This window comes from Longicatena sp. 210702-DFI.1.196 (genome assembly GCF_020563125.1).
Taxonomy (GTDB): Bacteria; Bacillota_I; Bacilli_A; order Erysipelotrichales; family Erysipelotrichaceae; genus Longicatena; species Longicatena caecimuris.
In genome coordinates, this window is record NZ_JAJCPX010000047.1 from 1 (window position 1) to 18,198 (window position 18,198).

At 37.4% G+C, this 18,198-nt stretch carries 19 protein-coding genes; 18 read left to right on the forward strand and 1 reads right to left on the reverse strand.

The window, feature by feature from the left end; translation table 11 throughout:
- Nucleotides 1–254: 254 nt before the first annotated feature.
- Nucleotides 255–707 carry a DUF1307 domain-containing protein gene (locus tag LI241_RS14095; RefSeq protein WP_008688746.1) on the reverse strand — a complete coding sequence of 151 codons (453 nt, stop codon included), beginning with the start codon at nt 705–707 and terminating at the stop codon, nt 255–257.
- Nucleotides 708–966: 259 nt separating this feature from the next.
- On the opposite strand from LI241_RS14095, the gene mnmA reads away from it, so the two are divergent.
- The 18 genes from mnmA to LI241_RS14185 all read left to right on the forward strand — a co-directional run bounded on the left by mnmA (nt 967) and on the right by LI241_RS14185 (nt 18,167).
- Entirely contained in the window at nt 967–2,130 is a 1,164-nt protein-coding gene (gene mnmA / locus LI241_RS14100; RefSeq protein WP_008688744.1) for a tRNA 2-thiouridine(34) synthase MnmA, read from the forward strand.
- The gene (locus LI241_RS14105; RefSeq protein ID WP_227151382.1) at nt 2,117–2,827 is read left to right on the forward strand and encodes a CPBP family intramembrane glutamic endopeptidase; all 711 of its coding nucleotides are present in this window, start codon (nt 2,117–2,119) and stop codon (nt 2,825–2,827) included. The genes mnmA and LI241_RS14105 overlap by 14 nt, the downstream gene beginning before the upstream one ends.
- 15 nt (nt 2,828–2,842) lie before the next feature.
- Nucleotides 2,843–5,014 carry an ATP-dependent RecD-like DNA helicase gene (locus LI241_RS14110; protein WP_008688739.1) on the forward strand — a complete coding sequence of 724 codons (2,172 nt, stop codon included), beginning with the start codon at nt 2,843–2,845 and terminating at the stop codon, nt 5,012–5,014.
- A 47-nt stretch (nt 5,015–5,061) separates the two neighbouring features.
- Nucleotides 5,062–5,238: a hypothetical protein gene (locus LI241_RS14115; protein WP_008688737.1), complete on the forward strand. Its 177-nt coding sequence runs from the start codon at nt 5,062–5,064 to the stop codon at nt 5,236–5,238.
- 24 nt (nt 5,239–5,262) lie between these two features.
- Nucleotides 5,263–6,354, forward strand: coding sequence for an AI-2E family transporter (locus LI241_RS14120; RefSeq protein ID WP_008688736.1), 1,092 nt, complete (start codon nt 5,263–5,265; stop codon nt 6,352–6,354).
- A 282-nt stretch (nt 6,355–6,636) separates the two neighbouring features.
- Nucleotides 6,637–9,318 carry an alanine--tRNA ligase gene (alaS, locus tag LI241_RS14125; RefSeq protein ID WP_370632782.1) on the forward strand — a complete coding sequence of 894 codons (2,682 nt, stop codon included), beginning with the start codon at nt 6,637–6,639 and terminating at the stop codon, nt 9,316–9,318.
- A gap of 61 nt (nt 9,319–9,379) precedes the next feature.
- Complete coding sequence (locus LI241_RS14130; protein ID WP_008688731.1) at nt 9,380–9,640, forward strand: IreB family regulatory phosphoprotein; 261 nt, start codon at nt 9,380–9,382, stop codon at nt 9,638–9,640.
- Entirely contained in the window at nt 9,640–10,062 is a 423-nt protein-coding gene (gene ruvX / locus LI241_RS14135) for a Holliday junction resolvase RuvX (protein ID WP_008688729.1), read from the forward strand. Before LI241_RS14130 ends, ruvX begins: the two co-directional genes overlap by 1 nt.
- Before the next feature lie 25 nt (nt 10,063–10,087).
- Entirely contained in the window at nt 10,088–10,345 is a 258-nt protein-coding gene (locus LI241_RS14140) for a DUF1292 domain-containing protein (protein ID WP_008688727.1), read from the forward strand.
- Complete coding sequence (gene mltG, locus LI241_RS14145; protein ID WP_227151386.1) at nt 10,326–11,393, forward strand: endolytic transglycosylase MltG; 1,068 nt, start codon at nt 10,326–10,328, stop codon at nt 11,391–11,393. Before LI241_RS14140 ends, mltG begins: the two co-directional genes overlap by 20 nt.
- Before the next feature lie 13 nt (nt 11,394–11,406).
- Nucleotides 11,407–12,039, forward strand: a complete 633-nt coding sequence (udk, locus tag LI241_RS14150; RefSeq protein WP_008688724.1) for a uridine kinase — start codon at nt 11,407–11,409, stop codon at nt 12,037–12,039.
- Between the two features lie 26 nt (nt 12,040–12,065).
- Entirely contained in the window at nt 12,066–12,542 is a 477-nt protein-coding gene (gene greA, locus LI241_RS14155; protein ID WP_008688722.1) for a transcription elongation factor GreA, read from the forward strand.
- Between the two features lie 240 nt (nt 12,543–12,782).
- The gene (locus LI241_RS14160; protein ID WP_008688720.1) at nt 12,783–13,253 is read left to right on the forward strand and encodes a helix-hairpin-helix domain-containing protein; all 471 of its coding nucleotides are present in this window, start codon (nt 12,783–12,785) and stop codon (nt 13,251–13,253) included.
- Nucleotides 13,250–15,202, forward strand: a complete 1,953-nt coding sequence (locus LI241_RS14165; protein ID WP_008688718.1) for a ComEC/Rec2 family competence protein — start codon at nt 13,250–13,252, stop codon at nt 15,200–15,202. The genes LI241_RS14160 and LI241_RS14165 overlap by 4 nt, the downstream gene beginning before the upstream one ends.
- Before the next feature lie 5 nt (nt 15,203–15,207).
- Complete coding sequence (gene holA / locus LI241_RS14170; RefSeq protein ID WP_008688716.1) at nt 15,208–16,161, forward strand: DNA polymerase III subunit delta; 954 nt, start codon at nt 15,208–15,210, stop codon at nt 16,159–16,161.
- 1 nt (nt 16,162) lies between these two features.
- Nucleotides 16,163–17,365 (forward strand): L-serine ammonia-lyase, iron-sulfur-dependent, subunit alpha, encoded by a 1,203-nt coding sequence (locus LI241_RS14175; protein ID WP_008688715.1) that lies wholly within the window; start codon nt 16,163–16,165, stop codon nt 17,363–17,365.
- 18 nt (nt 17,366–17,383) lie between these two features.
- Entirely contained in the window at nt 17,384–17,884 is a 501-nt protein-coding gene (gene bilS / locus LI241_RS14180) for a flavodoxin family protein BilS (protein WP_008688714.1), read from the forward strand.
- 25 nt (nt 17,885–17,909) lie between these two features.
- Nucleotides 17,910–18,167, forward strand: coding sequence for a GIY-YIG nuclease family protein (locus LI241_RS14185; RefSeq protein ID WP_017144642.1), 258 nt, complete (start codon nt 17,910–17,912; stop codon nt 18,165–18,167).
- The last annotated feature ends 31 nt before the right edge of the window (nt 18,168–18,198 follow it).

Genomic DNA, 18,198 nt, shown 5'->3' on the forward strand with positions numbered 1-18,198 from the left:
AGGTAGGAAGACCTGTTCTGAGAAGGACAGGTTTTTTTCTATATAGAGAAAGAAACCTAAACACATTCCTTATGTGAGGAACCCCTTCTCATATTATTATGAGTTTGCAATATAAAAAATTTGAACGGTATTGATTTAAGTTTTCAAATGAGAGTTAGAAGATTATTCAATGATCATTGGTAAATAGTTATTTAACAAATAGAAAAAAGATTCCCCATGAGGAATCTTTTTGAGACTATCTTATAGTGAATGGATTATTTACAAGTAGCTCCCTGTTTTTCTGCTTGTTTTACAGTGTTTTTCAAAGACATGTCCGTATCACTACCAAAGCCAAATTTCTTCAGTGAACTGCTGTCTGTCTTTGTGAAATCCATATTGATTTTTACAACAATATCTTTATCCTTAAAGTCGAAAGATACTTTCATACCATCATCTTCTTTAATTCCCAAAGATGATTCTAACTGTGTCTGCATCATTTTTTTCTGATCATCAGACAGTGTACTAAGATCAACACCACCTAAAGCAGAAGCAGGTACCGTTACATTCATGTCAGCAGTTTTGATTTCATCATCTTTTGCGTTGAATGTTGCAGCTAACGTCATACCATTTTGTGTAATACTGCAAGTTTTTGATTCTGATTTGTTACCACTTCCGCCACATCCGGCTAATAAAGTGACAACACATAAGCAAGCTAATAATTTTTTCATACGTTTTTTTCTCCTCGTCTTCATAGTAACATAAATATTCTATCATAAGATTTTTATGTGTTAGTATTTTAACATAATTTCACATACTGTACAATCTATTTTAATGTTTATCTGGAAAACTCGTAAAAAATAACCAAATTTTATGATAGTTTGTCAGAAAATTTATATCTTACAAGGATGACTGGCTTTTTCGCGTTTAATGTGGTATAACTTTCATTGAAATCCTTAATATATAAAGATAAAAGAAATGGTGATGAAAATGGCACAAAAGGTATTATTAGGTTTATCAGGCGGCGTGGATTCTGCCGTTGCCGCTTATATTTTAAAAGAGCAGGGTTATGATGTAACCTGTGCATTCATGCGCAATTGGGATTCATTTGCCAATAATGATATTATGGGAAATCCTACGATTCAAGATGATGTATGCCCGCAGGAGCAGGATTACCTTGATGCAAAAGCTGTCGCAGATAAGCTAGGACTTCCTTTATTGCGGGTGGATTTTGTAAAGGAATATTGGGATAATGTATTTACGTATTTCTTGGATGAATATCAAAAAGGGAGAACACCCAATCCAGATATTTTATGCAATAAATATATCAAGTTTGATGCATTCATGAAATATGCCAGAAAACTGGGGTTTGATATTTTAGCAACGGGACATTATGCACAGGTGGAACACACACCTTTATATAGCCGTATGTTACGTGGCGCTGATTCAAATAAAGATCAGACATATTTTCTTTGCCAGGTTTCTCAAGATGCATTAGCACACGCATTATTCCCAATCGGTAATTTGAATAAAGCAGAAGTTCGTGTAATTGCACAGAAACTTGAATTAGAAAGTGTAGCTACTAAGAAAGATTCTACGGGTATTTGTTTTATTGGAGAACGTAATTTTAAAGAGTTTTTACAAAATTATTTACCAAGTCAAGATGGTGATATCGTTGATATTCATTCATTAGAAGTAATTGGTCGTCATATCGGGGTTTTATATTATACGATAGGGCAGCGAAAAGGATTAGGTATTGGTGGTAATAAAGGCCCATGGTTTGTAGTAGGTAAGGATGTACATAAAAACATTCTGTATGTGACCAATGGAAATGAAAAAGACTGGTTATATTCTACTAGTTGCATTGTATCTGGCGTGAATTGGCTGCGCCCGCATAAACCAGAAAACGAATATGCATGTACTGCAAAATTCCGCTATCGTCAACAAGATCATGAGATATCTTTACAGTTTATTGATGAAACAACCGTTCTTGTATGCTATCCACAAGGTGTGGCTAGTGTTACCTGTGGACAAGAAGCTGTCTTTTATGATGGTCAAGAATGCTTAGGCGGTGGTGTCATTGAAGAGGTTTTCTGTGATGGTATCAGTATGCAGAAAAAAATAGAGGAGCATGTAGCCCATGGAAAAAACTAATATGAAACATCTTTCCTCTACGCGCTGTATCCTTTTATTACTTTTCTATTTTGTTGGTTATACGTATTTGTTACCACGGATATTAACGGTTTTAACCTTAATGGTGGATCCGCAAGCAACAACCTTTAACATTCCTATTTCCGTTGTGTCTTATGTCATGATTATGGTTTTTGTTATTTGGGTCGCAAAGCCGATTTGGCTGGATTCCATTTTACAATTCAAAGCGAATTGGAAAAAATATTTACCTATGATTTTTGCACTTGTATTTCTTACGGTTATGGCAAATTATATATTAAATATCTTGGTAAGTATCATCACTCAGACAGGGGATAGTGAAAATCAAAAAGTTATTGCCGAGAACGCTATTGTTGCTCCGGCTTTTACGATTTTTTCTAGTATGATCTTTGCGCCGATCGTTGAAGAAACCATTTTTCGTGGTGGTGTTTTTACATGTTTACGCTCACGTGTATCTTTCAGTTGGGCAATGTTGATCAGCTCCTTTCTCTTTGGCTTTATCCATATCATGGATTCTCTTATCGAAGGGAATTTCACGGATGTGACATATCTGTTTCTATATACTGGTATTGGTCTTGTTTTAGCTTATGGGTATGAAAAAAGCAATTCCATTATCGTTAGTACAGGGGTACATATGTGCAACAATATTCTTGCTATCCTTTCTTTGTTTTTAACATTATAATGTAAGGAGGCCATAATGGAAGAAGAACTGATTTTAGAGGCAAAACTGCTGCATACGATATTTTATAATGAGGCAAATGGATATGCTGTTGGTAAATTTATAACCTATGATGCGAATGAAGAAGATTTTATCGCTACAGGTTTCTTTCGAGAATTACAGGAAGAAGTTATTTACCGTCTACATGGCAGTTATGTAGATCATCCTCGTTATGGTATGCAGTTTCAGGTAAAAGCATATGAAAAAGTCATGCCACAGGATGATGAGAGTTTAATTCGTTTTTTTGCAAGTTCTTTATTCCCGGGCATTGGAAAACAGAGCGCTAAGCTCTTAGTAGAGACTTTAGGGCCAAATGTCATTGAACGAATCAAAGAGGATGAGCAAGTCTTATTACAGATACCATCCTTTACGCCTAAAAAACGCCAAGTTATTTTAGATGGAATTCATGAACATGATGATGTTGATGATACGACTTTTTTCTTTACTCGTTTTGGTATCAGTGTCCGCAATATCATGAAATTTGAGGCAAAGTATGGGCAAGAGGCGGTTGCCCTTATTAAAGAAAACCCTTATCGCTTGATTGAAGAAATTGATGGTATAGGTTTTAAGACTGCTGATAAATTAGCACAGGAGCTATCTTTTGGATTAAATCATCCCTACCGTATCAAAGCTGCTATATTGTCTATGATATTGGAGATGTGCATGGCGAGTGGCGATACTTTTGTGACTACTGAGGATTTGACAAAGCGTGTTGAAAAAGAGTTTAAAGATGTAGATTTGTCTTCTTACTTAGATGAATTGGCAAAAGAATTTCTCATACATAGAGAAGAGGAGCGAATCTATCACCATACACAGTATGATAGTGAAACAGGTATTGCTGCTTTTTTGGCAATGTTTCCTTTTGAAGAACAAGAACCAACTTTAAAAGAAGAACTCATGCAAGACATGGAAGAGTTGGAACAAACATTACACATACAATATGAGGAGAGACAGAAAGAATCCATTCTTACGTTTTTTGCGCATTCCTTTTCAATTTTGACAGGAGGACCTGGTACTGGTAAAACAACGATTGTCCAAGGTGTTTTAACGCTTTATAAACAGCATTATCCAAATGATGTAATTGCTGTATGTGCACCAACAGGAAGAGCTGCTAAACGTTTGAGTGAGCTTTGTGGTTGTAATGCTACTACGATTCATAGTTTATTGCGTTGGGATTTAGAATCGAATACCTTCTTGGTGAATGAAAAAGAACCATTGCAATGTGATTTGCTGATCATTGATGAGTTCAGCATGGTGGATCAATGGTTGTTTTATAATCTTTTAAAAGCTTCAAAACTAGTAAAGAAAATCTTGATCATCGGAGATGAGGATCAATTGCCAAGTGTTGGATGTGGTAGCGTATTAAAAGATCTGATTGCTTGTGAACAATTTGCCGTCACTCGCTTGCATAAAATATTTCGTCAAAGTGAGGGAAGTGATGTGATTGCGCTTGCTCATGAAATACGAGAAGAACAGATTACAGTATTAGATTATGCTAAAGACATTGCCTTTTTTGATGCGCAGAATTATGAAGTGCGTGACTTGGTTGTTCGTATTGTTGCCAATGCTTTAGAAAAAGGCTATGAATCAAAGGATATTCAGGTGTTAGCTCCAAAGTATGGAGGGGTAGCCGGAATTGATGCTTTGAATAATGCTTTACAAAAAATGATGAATCCTTCAACAGCTCATAAACGAGAACTAAAAGTTGGCTATCGCATCTTTCGTGTGGGTGATAAGGTCTTGCAACTGAAAAATCAGCCCGAAGATGAGGTGTATAATGGTGATATTGGAGAAATTGTAGATATCGCTTATGCTTCTGAAAGTGTAGGACAGAAGCATCAATTACTTGTTGATTTTGATGGTATCATGGTGGAATATAGCAATGAACAGCTATATAATATTACCCATGCATTTTGTATTTCCATTCATAAAGCACAAGGCAGTGAATATCCCATTGTTATCTTGCCAATTGTTTCAGAATATGCCTATATGATGAGCAAGCGCTTATTATATACCGCAGTTACTAGGGCGAAGAAAAGTCTTGTTTTATTGGGAGAGCGTGATATGTTACATAAAGCGGTAACACGCAAAGAACGTCATCAGCGTAATAGCACCTTAGAAATGCGAATTCGCAAATTGTTTCATGCATAACTTCATCAAAGCTTACCATACTAGATGTGTAAGAAGGAGTGATACGCATGAACAAATGTTTAGGTGCTGCCGTTATGGGATTTTTAATGGGTTTATATCTTGGCTATATGAAAGATGAGGAAATTGAGGATCTTTGTCATCAGTCAAAAAAAGCTGAGAAGAAAATGAAAAAGAATTACCATAAGGCGATGGATCAAATTTGTGATTGTATGGATTTGGATTAACCCCACGAATGGGGTTTTTCTTTTATGAAACAACGATATGAACGAATATTGTTTCATGCGAAACAGCTTCTTCCTTGCTTAGCATGTATCTTTCTTTTGCTATTAATTATTAAACAATTGGCATTAGATGCATGGTTAGCTGCTATTTATCGTGCTTTTTTACCTATTCTAAGTGGTGTATTATTAGCTTTTTTCCTTCAGCCAATCATTGATCGAGTACAACAAAAATTTTCTTTAAAGGTCAGTGTAATGTTAGTTTATATTGGCTTGTTGGCGATTCTAGGTGCATTTTTAGCTGTTTTATTACCTTTGTTGTATCAACAGGCGCTCGAGTTGGCACAACTTGTCCCACGATGGCTGCAACAGTTGGAAGGCTTTTTAAAACAACATCATATTGCGTATGACAATTTGAAAACGCTAAAGCAAAATTATATGCAGGAAGGGTATATAATAGCAATAGATTCAGCAAAAAGTGTCATTGACACTTTAACGGACTATGGTATTGCGTATATTATTGCGTTCTTTATTTCCATCGATATGGATTTTTGGAAACGTACAGCAAAGAAAATAGTACCAAATGTAACACGGGTTGCGACTTTTTATCATACGCTGAGCAATATCATTTATCAATATTTGGCAGGCACCATGCTAGATCTTTTATTCATTATTGTCAGTGTCGGGATTGTCTTAAGTCTTTATCGTTTTCCAAATGCTTTACTCTATGCTATGATTTTGGCATTGTTAAATTTATTTCCTTATGTTGGAGCTACTTTAGGGCTTATCTTAATAGCAGCCGTAGCAGCTTTACATTATGACCATTACCCATGGATGATGTTTTTCATCGTCTGGAGTATTCAACAGATAGAATCTAATATTATCCAGCCTTTGATCTTTAATCGCACTATGAACGTACGACCGCTGTTAACGTTTGTCTTTATTTTTATATCGGATGCTTTTTTTGGTGTCATAGGTGTGATATTATCCCCTATTTTTGCGGCTGTAGCCCAAATCGTTTTCCGCAGCTATCTGCATTCGAAAACAAGTGATAAGGTAGGAGAATGGGAAGACATCTGGCGAGATTTTGATGAAGTGATGGCAGAGGAGACAATACCATGATATTTGCGATGGTAGTATGCAGTGACGAAATTCATGATGAATGATAATCGTGTGAGAATGGCTTGCGTGTAAAATAAGAATTTGTTATAATAGCGAAGGAATAAAAAAGCGTAGAAGAAGAGGAGTACATCCCTGCTGCGGCATAGAGAGAAAACGGAAGGTGGAAGTTTTCGTGTCAGGATGGATGGAAGGCTGCTTTGGAGCTTTTCGCGAGAACATCGGCGTTAACGATGATAAGTAAGGTGTGCTTTCAGTGAAAGTGAACCGGGATGGTACCGCGTAATGATGATTGCGTTCCTGGATAAGGAACGTTTTTTTATGCTTAAGGAGGAAGTTGACATGAAAAATTTAACAGGTAACCAGATACGACAACTGTTTCTTGATTACTTTAAGAAACATGGACACATGATTGAACCAGGCGCTAGTCTGATTCCTCACAATGATCCTACTTTGTTATGGATCAATGCCGGAGTTGCGGCGTTAAAGAAATATTTTGATGGAACAGTGAAACCGGAATGTCCAAGAATTGCCAATGCTCAGAAATCTATTCGTACAAATGATATTGAAAATGTTGGTAAGACGGCACGTCATCACACCTTTTTTGAAATGCTCGGTAATTTTTCAATTGGGGATTACTTTAAAAAAGAGGCAATTCATTTTGCTTGGGAATTTTTAACTAGTGAAGAGTATATTGGTTTTGATAAAGATCGTTTGTATATCACGGTGTATATTGATGATGAAGAAGCATATGATATTTGGACAAACGAAATTGGTGTGGATCCTTCGCACATCTTAAAAACAGCGGATAACTTTTGGCAAATCGGAGAAGGACCATGTGGACCGGATACGGAAATCTTCTATGATCGTGGGGAAGCATATGATCCAGAAGGACTGGGTGAAAAACTGTTTTTTGAAGAGATGGAAAATGACCGCTATATTGAAGTCTGGAATAATGTCTTTTCTCAGTTTGATGCCAAAGAAGGAGTTGCACGCAAGGATTATAAAGAATTGCCACAGAAAAACATTGATACCGGTATGGGATTAGAGCGTTTGACCTGTTTGGTGCAAAATGGTGAAACTAATTTTGATACCGATTTATTCTTGCCGCTTATTCATGCATGTGAACAATATACGTCCATGCGTTATGAAGATGCTGAAAACAAAATGGCGTTTCGTGTTATAGCGGATCATATCCGTACCGTGACCTTTGCGTTAGCGGATGGTGCATTATTCGCCAATGAAGGACGTGGCTATGTGTTACGCCGTGTCTTACGCCGAGCTGTTCGTTTTGGCAGAAAATTGAAAATTGAAGGTGCCTTTATGTATAAGCTGGTACCGGTTGTTTATGAAATCATGAAAGACTTTTATCCATATATCGAAGAAAAAATTGATTATATTGAAAAACTGGTAAAAGCTGAGGAAGAACGTTTCCATGCTACACTGGCAGATGGTGAAAAATTATTGCTGGATGTTATGGAAAAAAATAAAGATAATAAGTTATTGGATGGTGTGACGGCTTTTAAGTTGTATGACACCTATGGGTTCCCATTAGAATTGACATGCGAGATAGCAGAAGAAAGTGGATATCAAGTAGATGTGCAAGGCTTTGATGAAGAGATGAAAAAACAGCGCGAGCGTGCCCGCAATGCTCGTGAAGATGTGGAATCTATGTCTAGTCAGTCAGCAGATTTAATGGCCTTTACACAAGATAGTAAGTTTATCGGTTATGATGAAAGAACATGTGATGCACAGGTCATAGCTTTATTTAAAGATGGTAAGCAAGTGGATGCTATATCTGATGAAGGCGATATCATCTTAGACACAACCGTCTTTTATGCGGAAAGTGGAGGCCAGATAGGGGACAGTGGCAGCTTTATGGGGGATGCATTAGGCCGTATTGTCAATACTGTGAAAGCACCACATAAACAGCATTTACATAAGGTTGTTATAGAAGAAGGATGTTTGCATGTTGGCAGCAAGCTGCAACTGGCAGTGGATAATAAAAAACGTGATATTATCACCAGCAATCACTCTTGTACACATTTATTACAAAGTGCTTTGAAGAAAGTTGTTGGAAATCATATTCAACAAGCTGGTAGTTTTGTCAGTGATGAATATCTACGCTTTGACTTTACACACTTTGAAAAGGTAAGTGTGCAGCAGTTAAAGGAAATTGAACAACTGGTAAACCGCTTTATCAGTGAACATCATCCTGTAAGTAAGGTGGAAATGCCGATTGAAGAAGCAAAGCAAAGCGGAGCTACCGCATTGTTTGATGAAAAATACGGGGATGTTGTCCGGGTTGTTACAATGGGCGATGTGTCAAAAGAATTCTGTGGTGGCTGTCATGTAAATAACACACAGGAAATTGGTATATGCAAGATTATCTCTGAGGAAAGTATTGGTAGCGGTATCCGCCGTATTACGGCAAAGACAGGCTATAGTGCTTATGAAGACTTTGCTGCGGAAGAAAAGACACTGCGTCATATAGCAGATGATCTGAAGATGAAGAGTATTGTCAATGTAGATACGAAAGTAGAACAAGTGTTGCATGAAAATGCGCAGCTGAAAAAGGAATCGGCTGCTTTGCAAAGTGAGATGTTCACACTGAAGGCGAATGAATTGATCCATGAGGTGAAAGAGTGCAATGGTCGTCATGTATTGATCAAACGCATGGATGGTGCTGACGCTAATGCGTTAAAAGATATCGCTAGTACCATCAAAGCACAAAAAGAACATGTAATAGTCTTTTTAGCAAGTGTTTGCAACGATAAGGTTGTATTTGTTGCTGGCGCAGATAAATTGGCTGTGGCTGATGGTATTAAGTGTGGCGATTTGGTAAAAGAGGCAGCAATGCTTTGTGATGGCAAAGGCGGAGGAAGAGCAGATCTTGCGCAGGCCGGTGGCAAAGATGTGACGAAAGTGGATGAAGCCGTGGAATTCATTAAAAATAAACTGTCTTAGGGTTTCAATTTTATAGAAAATAGGATAAAATGAAAGAAAGATAAAAAAAGGAGGTAATACGATGAGAGATATTACAGAGACGATGTCTTTTAAATCAGATGATTTAAAGCGTGACAATATCAAGCATGTATTACGTGTCGTGAAGGAAGCGTTGGATGAGCGTGGCTATAATTCGGTGAACCAGCTGGCCGGATATCTTATCAGCAATGATCCTGCATACATTTCTTCCCATAACAATGCCCGCAGCATTATCCAAAGCGTAGAGCGCTATGAAATTATTGAAGAGTTAGTGCGCGCTTATCTGGAAGATGATCAGCATTGATGCGAATCTTAGGACTTGATCTTGGTTCACGTACATTGGGGGTCAGTGTGAGTGATGCCTTAGGGATGATAGCACGTCCCGTCGAAACCATACGTTTTGAACAGGATGATTATGATTCCGCTTTGACGCAGATAAAAAAATACATCGATGAATTTCAGGTAAAAAAGGCAGTGCTGGGATTGCCTAAGCATATGAATGGAGATGTCGGTATTCGCGGGGAGATTTCCATCATGTTTAAAGAAAAACTAGAAACCTTAGGTGTGGAAGTGATACTTTGGGATGAACGTTTGACAACTGTTGCAGCTGAACGCATTCTTATCAGTGCAGATGTATCCCGCAAGAAGCGCAAGAAAGTTATTGATCAGATGGCTGCTGTTCAGATTTTACAAGGCTATCTAGATAGAAATCATCAGGGGCTGTAAAAGCCCCTTTCTACAGGAGGATATAATGTTAGAAACAAATACGATGTTTGTCACAGATGAAAGTGGCAATGAAAAAGAAATGGAAATTTTATTCACATTTGAAGATGAGGAAAAAGGACGCAAATATGTAGTGTTTGCGGATCCTGAAGATGAAGGAGAAGAGGTTTTTGCCTCTGCTTATGATGATGAAGGCAATCTGATGCCGGTTGAAACAGATGAGGAATGGCAGATGATCGAAGAAGTGATAGGAGCGTTCCAAGAAGATGAAGGCGCTGAAGAATAAGAAGATTCTGATACCTGCCGTCCTTGTTATTATCTGTTTGGTTATTGGTGTCACAGCCTTTTCTATGTATACCGCAAAGCTAAAAGCTCCATCAACCACACCAGAAAAAGTCATCTTTGAAGTAAAAGAAGGCGAAGGTAATGCGTCTGTATTAGACAAGTTGGAAAAAGCTGGATTGATACAGGATGTACAGGCAGCAAAGCTGTGCATGAAACTGCAAGGCTTGAATGACATCAAATTTGGTGTCTTTACATTGGATCGTTCTTGGGATACAGAAACGATTTTAGAAAACTTGAATGATGTTAAAAAAGCAAAGCAAAATGAAGTGATGATTACGTTTAAGGAAGGTATGTGGGCGAAAGATATTGCACAGTCATTGCAACACAAGCTAGGTGTAAATGCAAAGAATTTGTTAAAACTGTGGAATGATGATACCTATCTTAAAGAACTTATGAAGACATATCCTTTTTTGACAAAGGATATCTTAAACGATAAGACACGAGTGAAACTGGAAGGCTATTTGTTCCCGGAAACGTATACGTTTGCAAAGGATGCGGATGAAAAGGAAATTACCAAAACATTTTTGGATCATTTTCAAAAAATCTATCAGAAATATGAAAAGGATATTGTTTCCAGTAAATTCACTATGCATGAAATCCTAACTCTTGCCAGTATGGTTCAATATGAGGCAAGTACGAAAGAGGATATGCAATTGATTGCCGGTGTTTTCTTTAATCGCTTAGATAAAGATATGATGTTACAATCCAGTGTTACCGTATGTTATGCATTGTATGATGATCTAACAAGTGGAGAAGACTGTGAAGTGAATCCGGATATTGATTCCTTATACAATACATATAAGTATAAAGGCTTACCGATCGGTCCGATTTTAAATCCGGGAGAAGATGCAATACAAGCCGTTTTGCATCCGACAAAGAGTGATTATCTGTATTTTGTTGCGGATGTATATGGCGATGGTAAAGTTCATTATGCGAAATCTTATGAGGAACAGTTACAGAATCAAGAAAAGTTCCATTTGAATAAATAAGAAGGTGTATGTGATGAAAAAAACGATTGTAATCGGAATAGCCGGAGGCAGTGCTTCAGGTAAAACATCGATTTCACAGCAGTTGAAAGATCGTTATGAGAACACTCAGTCCGTCGTCATTATCCGACAGGATGATTATTATAAAGATCAAAGCGAGAAGACGATGGAAGAGCGTGTAAAAACGAATTACGATCATCCTTTTGCTTTCGACAATGCTTTATTAGTAAAACAGTTGAAAGAGCTGACTATGGGCAAGGCTATAGAAAAACCAACCTATGATTTTGTTCAACATACCCGCTCGCATAGCATTGAGCATATAGAACCAAGTGATGTTATTGTCATTGAAGGACTGTTTGTTTTGGAAAACGAAGATTTACGTAATTTATGCGATATTAAGATTTTTGTTGATACTGATGCAGATATTCGTTTTATACGTCGCTTGTTGCGTGATGTAAAACAGCGAGGCAGGACATTAGAGTCAGTTGTTGAACAATATACAAGTACGGTAAGAGATATGCATAATCTGTTCATTGAACCAAGCAAACGCTATGCAGATGTCATCATCCCAGAAGGGGGTCACAATATGGTGGCGATTGATTTGTTGATGACGAAAATAAGTAGTATTATTCAGGAAAACGTGGTATAATACCATGTGACGATAGGAGTGAAAATATGGCAGACGAAAAGTTTTATGTAACCAAAGAAGGGTTAGATGAACTCTTAAAGGAACAGGATAATCTGATCCATGTAGTACGTGATGAAGTCATTTTAGAATTACAGGAAGCTCGTGCACAGGGTGACCTTAGTGAAAATGCCGATTATGATGCTGCTCGTGACCATCAGGCACGTGTAGAAGCTAGAATTCGTGAGCTTGAAGCAATGATTGCCAATGCCGAAATCATTGAAGGCGATAAAGAAACAAGTAGTAAAACAGTAGGTTTAGGTTCTACCGTAACAATTAAAGATCTTTCTAGTGAGGAAGAGGAAACGTATACGATTGTTGGTTCTATAGAAGCTGATCCACTAAATGGAAAATTGTCCAATATTACCCCTTTAGCAGTTGCTTTGTTGGATAATAAGCTGGGTGATATTGTTGAGGTTTCTAATGTGGAAGAACCTTATAAGGTTAAAATCGTTAATTTGAAGTAATCGATGTATGAAAAAGCAGGTTTTCTGCTTTTTTTCTGCTATTTTAGTACTGCAAAAAAGATGATTCATTTATGTTTTATAAAAGAATTTAAGCGTATAGGAACGTTTTGATAATAATGCTATTTCTATATTATACTATTGAAAGATTGAGAATACCTGTTTTAGATATACGGGTATCTTTTTTATAATTTATTACGGAAAAAGCCTGTTTGTGTCGTATAGCTAAATGGAGGGATCTATATGAAAAAGACAGGTATCTTTTTTAGTGTTTTATTTTTCTTGTTTTATTATGAACGTTATGAAGTCATAGATGTTCGTAATTATCAAAGTGCTGTAAAAAGTGTGGAAGTGAAAGGTGAAGTACAGCATCCAGGTGTCTACCAATTAGAGCGTCATGCGAATGTGGAAAAAGCCATAAAAGCAAGTGGAGGATTAACCAAGCAAGCAGATATCAGTGGTTTAAATCTGACTATGGATATAGAACATCACGGTGTTCTTGTTGTACCCTCAAAACATAGGATCACAAAGATTTCCATCAACGCCGCAACGCTAGAAGAGTTGGACACTTTGCCGGGGATTGGTCCTTCGATTGCACAGCGTATCGTTGAATATCGAAAACAAATGCCTTTTCAGACTTTAGAGGATTTGAAACAGGTAAAGGGAATTGGGGATAAATTGTTTGATAAAATAAAGGAGCATATTTGTTTATGAAGGGCATATGGTTATGTATTGGCTGTATTGTCCTTATATTTAGCTGGCTGCCCGTATACAGCAGTTTCTTCTTTCTGGTGGGTGCTCTATGGTTTCTTCATAAACGATTTCATCGAGGAGAAATCATATGTCTGGTGTTTTGTTTGCTGGTATTTGTAAGAATTCAGCGTTTGTCTGATGTGCATGAAATTTCTTCTCGTATCGTGAAGATACAAGAAATCAAACAAGGATATATGATTGGGGCTAACAAAGAGGGAAGATTTTTACTATATGGATTGAAAAAGGTATCTTTTGATGATGTAGTAGAATTGCGTGGAACTTATGAGAAAATCGATAGTATACATAATTTGGGACAGTTTCATTTTGCGACATGGGCAAAACGTAAAGGAATGGTATATTGTATGAATGTAAAAAGTTATACTCTTATCAAAGAAGGGACTACGTTACGTCATCGATTATATGCCAATATTGAAACAAAAGATGTTGCGATTCAGCAATTTTTAAAAGCCATGCTGTATGGTATTCATGAAGAAGAAGTATCTTTTTTATTGCTATCCAGTGGTATGCATATTGCTTTTTTATCACGGTTTCTTACAAAGCGAATGGCACGCAAATGGGGATTTGCCAAAGCCCATAGGCTTACACTTCTTTTAATGATGGGGATGAGTTATCTTACTGTTTTATCTTCCTCTATCTTACGCGTAGTTTGCTTTTCGCTTATCTCTGGCCTTTTTACCAATTTTGATGAGAAAGATACGCTTGGTATATCAATGATTTTTACCATTTTGTTAGCGCCTTCTATGGCCTATGAGGTTGCTTTACTGATTCCTGTATGTTTTCGCCTGGTTTTTATGTTTCATGTCGCAAAGCGTAATAAAAAAATAGTTGGCATGTTGGTGCTTTTTCCAGCACAGATGTGGTTTTATCATACATGTGATCCGCTGCAAATGGCTCTGTTTTCCTTTCTGCGTAAAGTCTATGCTATTCTCTATGTACTGGCATGGCTGCTTATCCTACCGGCAACAGAATACCTGTTTTTGCTGATACAATGGATGTTAGCAGCATTGCGCCTAATACAGCAGATTTCTTATCCGTTGTATGGCAGTGTATCTATCCTTTGGTTAATTTTATGGTGTTTATCAGCAATGCGGTATATTTCCTATGTACATTGGAAGGATAGTCTTACCCTATGTTTGCTTCTTGTTATATTTTTTATACGTCCCTACCTTTCGCCGTTTGCTTCGGTTACGATGCTGGATGTTGGACAAGGCGATTGTACGCTTATTATTACTCCCTATCACAAAGAAGTTATCTTGATTGATGTTATGGGACATAAAAAGAAAAATATTCCAAAAGAGATTATTGTTCCGTATTTGCATGCCCAAGGGATTTATCATCTTGATAAGATCATTGTGACACATGCCGATATGGACCATAGTGGTGGTGTTGCACAGTTGCAAGAATTAATGCATGTTGATGAAATTATCGATCATAAACAGCTGGCAAAACAACAGGAAACACCATGGATGAAGTTTTTTCTTTTAGATTATGAGGGTGAAGATGAAAACGATAATAGTATTGTTACGATGCTGCGTCTGTATGATACCTCCTTTTTATTTATGGGTGATCTAGGTATAAAAGGCGAACAAAAATTATTGCAGCTATATCCTAAATTAGAGGCGGATGTCGTAAAGATAGGGCATCACGGCAGTAAGACTAGTTCTGCAACAGCTTTTTTACATCAAGTGCATCCAGCCCTTGCACTAATATCCAGTGGCCGACATAATTTTTATGGACATCCTCATCAAGAAGTGTTGGATGCTATGGAAAAAGAAGGTATCTTACCACTTATAAGTGCAAGACATGGTGGGGTTACAATAAAAATTTGTAAATATTTTCGTTTTTTCAAGACGGCTGAGCAGCAATTTGGTATAATATTACCTAGGTGATAAGCATGAATTATGTCTTGTATGGAGAAGAACAGTTTCGTTTGAAAAAAACATTGCAAACGATCATCAAAGAATATATAGCAGATGGCGATGAATTAAATACCGTTCAATACGATGCCTTGCAATGTGATCTGGAAACGATCCTAGAGGATGCTATGACGATTCCTTTTTTCTCTGCCTATAAGATTATTCTTGTTTATCATGCAAATTTTTTATCCGCTGCCAATGATACAGGAATTGATCCCAATGGATTAGAAAATTATGTGAAACAACCGATGGAAAGTACGGTGTTAATTCTGATTGGTGATTTCGCGAAATTAGATACACGCAAAAAAATCATTAAGCTGATTCAAAAAAATTGGAAGGTATTAGAATTTCGCAAGCTGGATGATCTCGGTAAGCAAAGTTGTGTGAAAGAGGAAATACAGCGCCGACAGTTGCATGTAGATGCACAGGCCATGCAAGAATTATTGAAACGATTACCACTGGATATGGAAACCATTCATTCTGCATTTGATAAATTGCAGCTTTATGGTGGTGATATCACGCAGGATGTGGTTGCTCATTTAGTAGCCAGACCGTTAGAAGAGGATGTTTTTGAGTTGGTCAATGCGGTGGTGGAGCAGGATGTTCGTAAAGCCTTTCGCATTTGGTGCGATTTGTGTGTCGTTAATACCGATGCCATTTATCTGATTGCCCTGTTAGCATCTCAATTTCGTTTTCTGTTTGAAGTAAAAACCTTGATGATGCAAGGGGAATCCAAAGATGGGATCAAAGATATATTACATGCACATCCATACCGTATAAAATTAGCTATGCAGAGTGTGCAGAATTTATCCGCTTCTTATCTGATGAGCATGTTGGCAAAGTTAGCAACACTGGATCAGAAATTAAAAGGCGGTTTACTGGATAAAAAAATGGGATTTGAAATGTTTTTATTAGAATTGCAAGGAGCTTAATATGAAGTCATTAAAAGAACTATATCGGATTGGTCCAGGACCATCCTCCTCACATACATTAGGACCACAGCGTGCCTGCCGTTTATTTCAGAAACGTTATCCTATGGCACATCATTATGAAGTTGAACTCTATGGTTCTTTATCCTTGACGGGAAAGGGACATTTAACAGATGCTATCATTATGGAAACGATGAAACCTAAAGCATGTTTGGTGTTTTTCAAGAATAAAAAAGATTTAAAGCATCCCAATACCATGCGCTTGATTGCTTTTGATGAAAAGAATCAGGAAATTGGGGATATGATTGTGTATTCAATTGGTGGTGGAGCAATTCGTGTTGAAGGAGAAACAAGTAATGAAGGAAAGGATGTTTATCCGCATCATTTTCTAAAAGATATTTTAGAATATTGTGAAGCCCATGCAATGGAATTATGGGAGTATGTCAATATGTTTGATCCCTTAGGTGATTATATGGATAAGATCATGGATCAGATGATCAAAACGGTTGATGGTGGTTTACAGAAAGAAGATGTCTTACCAGGCGATCTGCATTTAAAACGGATAGCAAAAGAATTAAAGGAACAGGCAGATGAATGCAAAAGTGCTGTGGAAAAAGAAAAATTATTGTTGTGTGCATATGCATATAGTGCCAGTGAGGAAAATGCTGGTGGCAGTATTACCGTTACGGCACCAACGCTAGGCAGCAGTGGTATCTTACCTTCTTTGGTATACTATTACCATAAAAATTTGGGGTATTCCCGTGAATGCATTCGTAATGGTTTGAAAATTGCTGGTTTATTCGGCAATTTAATTAAGGAAAATGCGACGATATCTGGTGCACAAGGAGGATGTCAGGCAGAAATTGGTGCTGCTGTTTCAATGGGGGCGGCTATGGTGGCATATTTTCGCGGAGGAAGCAGTTCCCAAATAGAATATGCGGCAGAAATCGGCATTGAACATCATCTTGGTTTAACCTGTGATCCTGTCGGCGGATATGTTATGATTCCTTGTATTGAACGTAATGCTGTAGGAGTTCTTAGAGCAATGGATGCAGCTATTTTAGCGCAAAGCATCTGTAATGTCAGAGAACATAAGGTCAGCTTTGATATGGTCGTAAACACCATGAATTATACTGGACGCAAGATTGCTTTAGAATTAAAGGAGACAAGTCTTGGCGGTTTAGCAAGCGTCGTACCGATTCGTTAAGAAAGGAAGTGCTTTAAGATGAAGTCACTGATTGTTTATTCCAGTGCTACTGGAAACACTCGAAAATTAGCAGAAGTATTTGCTAATGAAATCGAAGATGCAGAATTACTGAGTATTCAAGATGTCAAAGTATCCATGTTAAAAAACTTTGATATGCTTTATTTAGGTTATTGGGTGGATAAAGGTGATTTAGATGCAGCCAGCGCAAAGTTGGCAGAGCATGTGCAAAATGCTAAAATTGTCTTATTTGGCACATTAGGGGCTGCTGATAATTCCGAGTATTATACCATGGTCAAACGACGCATTGAAACGCATTTTCAAGATGCCAAACTGTATGGGCATTTCTTATGCCAGGGGAAAGTACAAGAATCTGTGATTGCACGTTATCGTCAAATGATAAAAGAACATCCCGATGATGTACATATGCAGGAACAGCTTAAAAATTATGAGAAGGGAAGAACTCATCCAGATGAAACGGATTTACAAAAAGCCCGCGATTTTGTCCGTTCCATCACCTAAAATTCCATATGAAGATGGCTTTTATGTGTATTTACTGCGTTGCTGTGATGAATCTTTGTATTGTGGATGGACAACCAATTTACGGAAACGCTTTTATGATCATGTTATGAAAAAAGGTGCAAAGTATACAAAAGCACATCGCCCATTGGAGTTGTATTATTTTGAATCCTGTGAGGATGCAGCCAGTGCTCGTAAACGAGAATATGCAATAAAACAGCTAAGCAGAAGGGAAAAATTAGCATTAAGAAATATTAAAAAAGAGGCTGTAACGAATAAGAAATAGCCTCACAAATAAAAATACGTCAAACTCATAA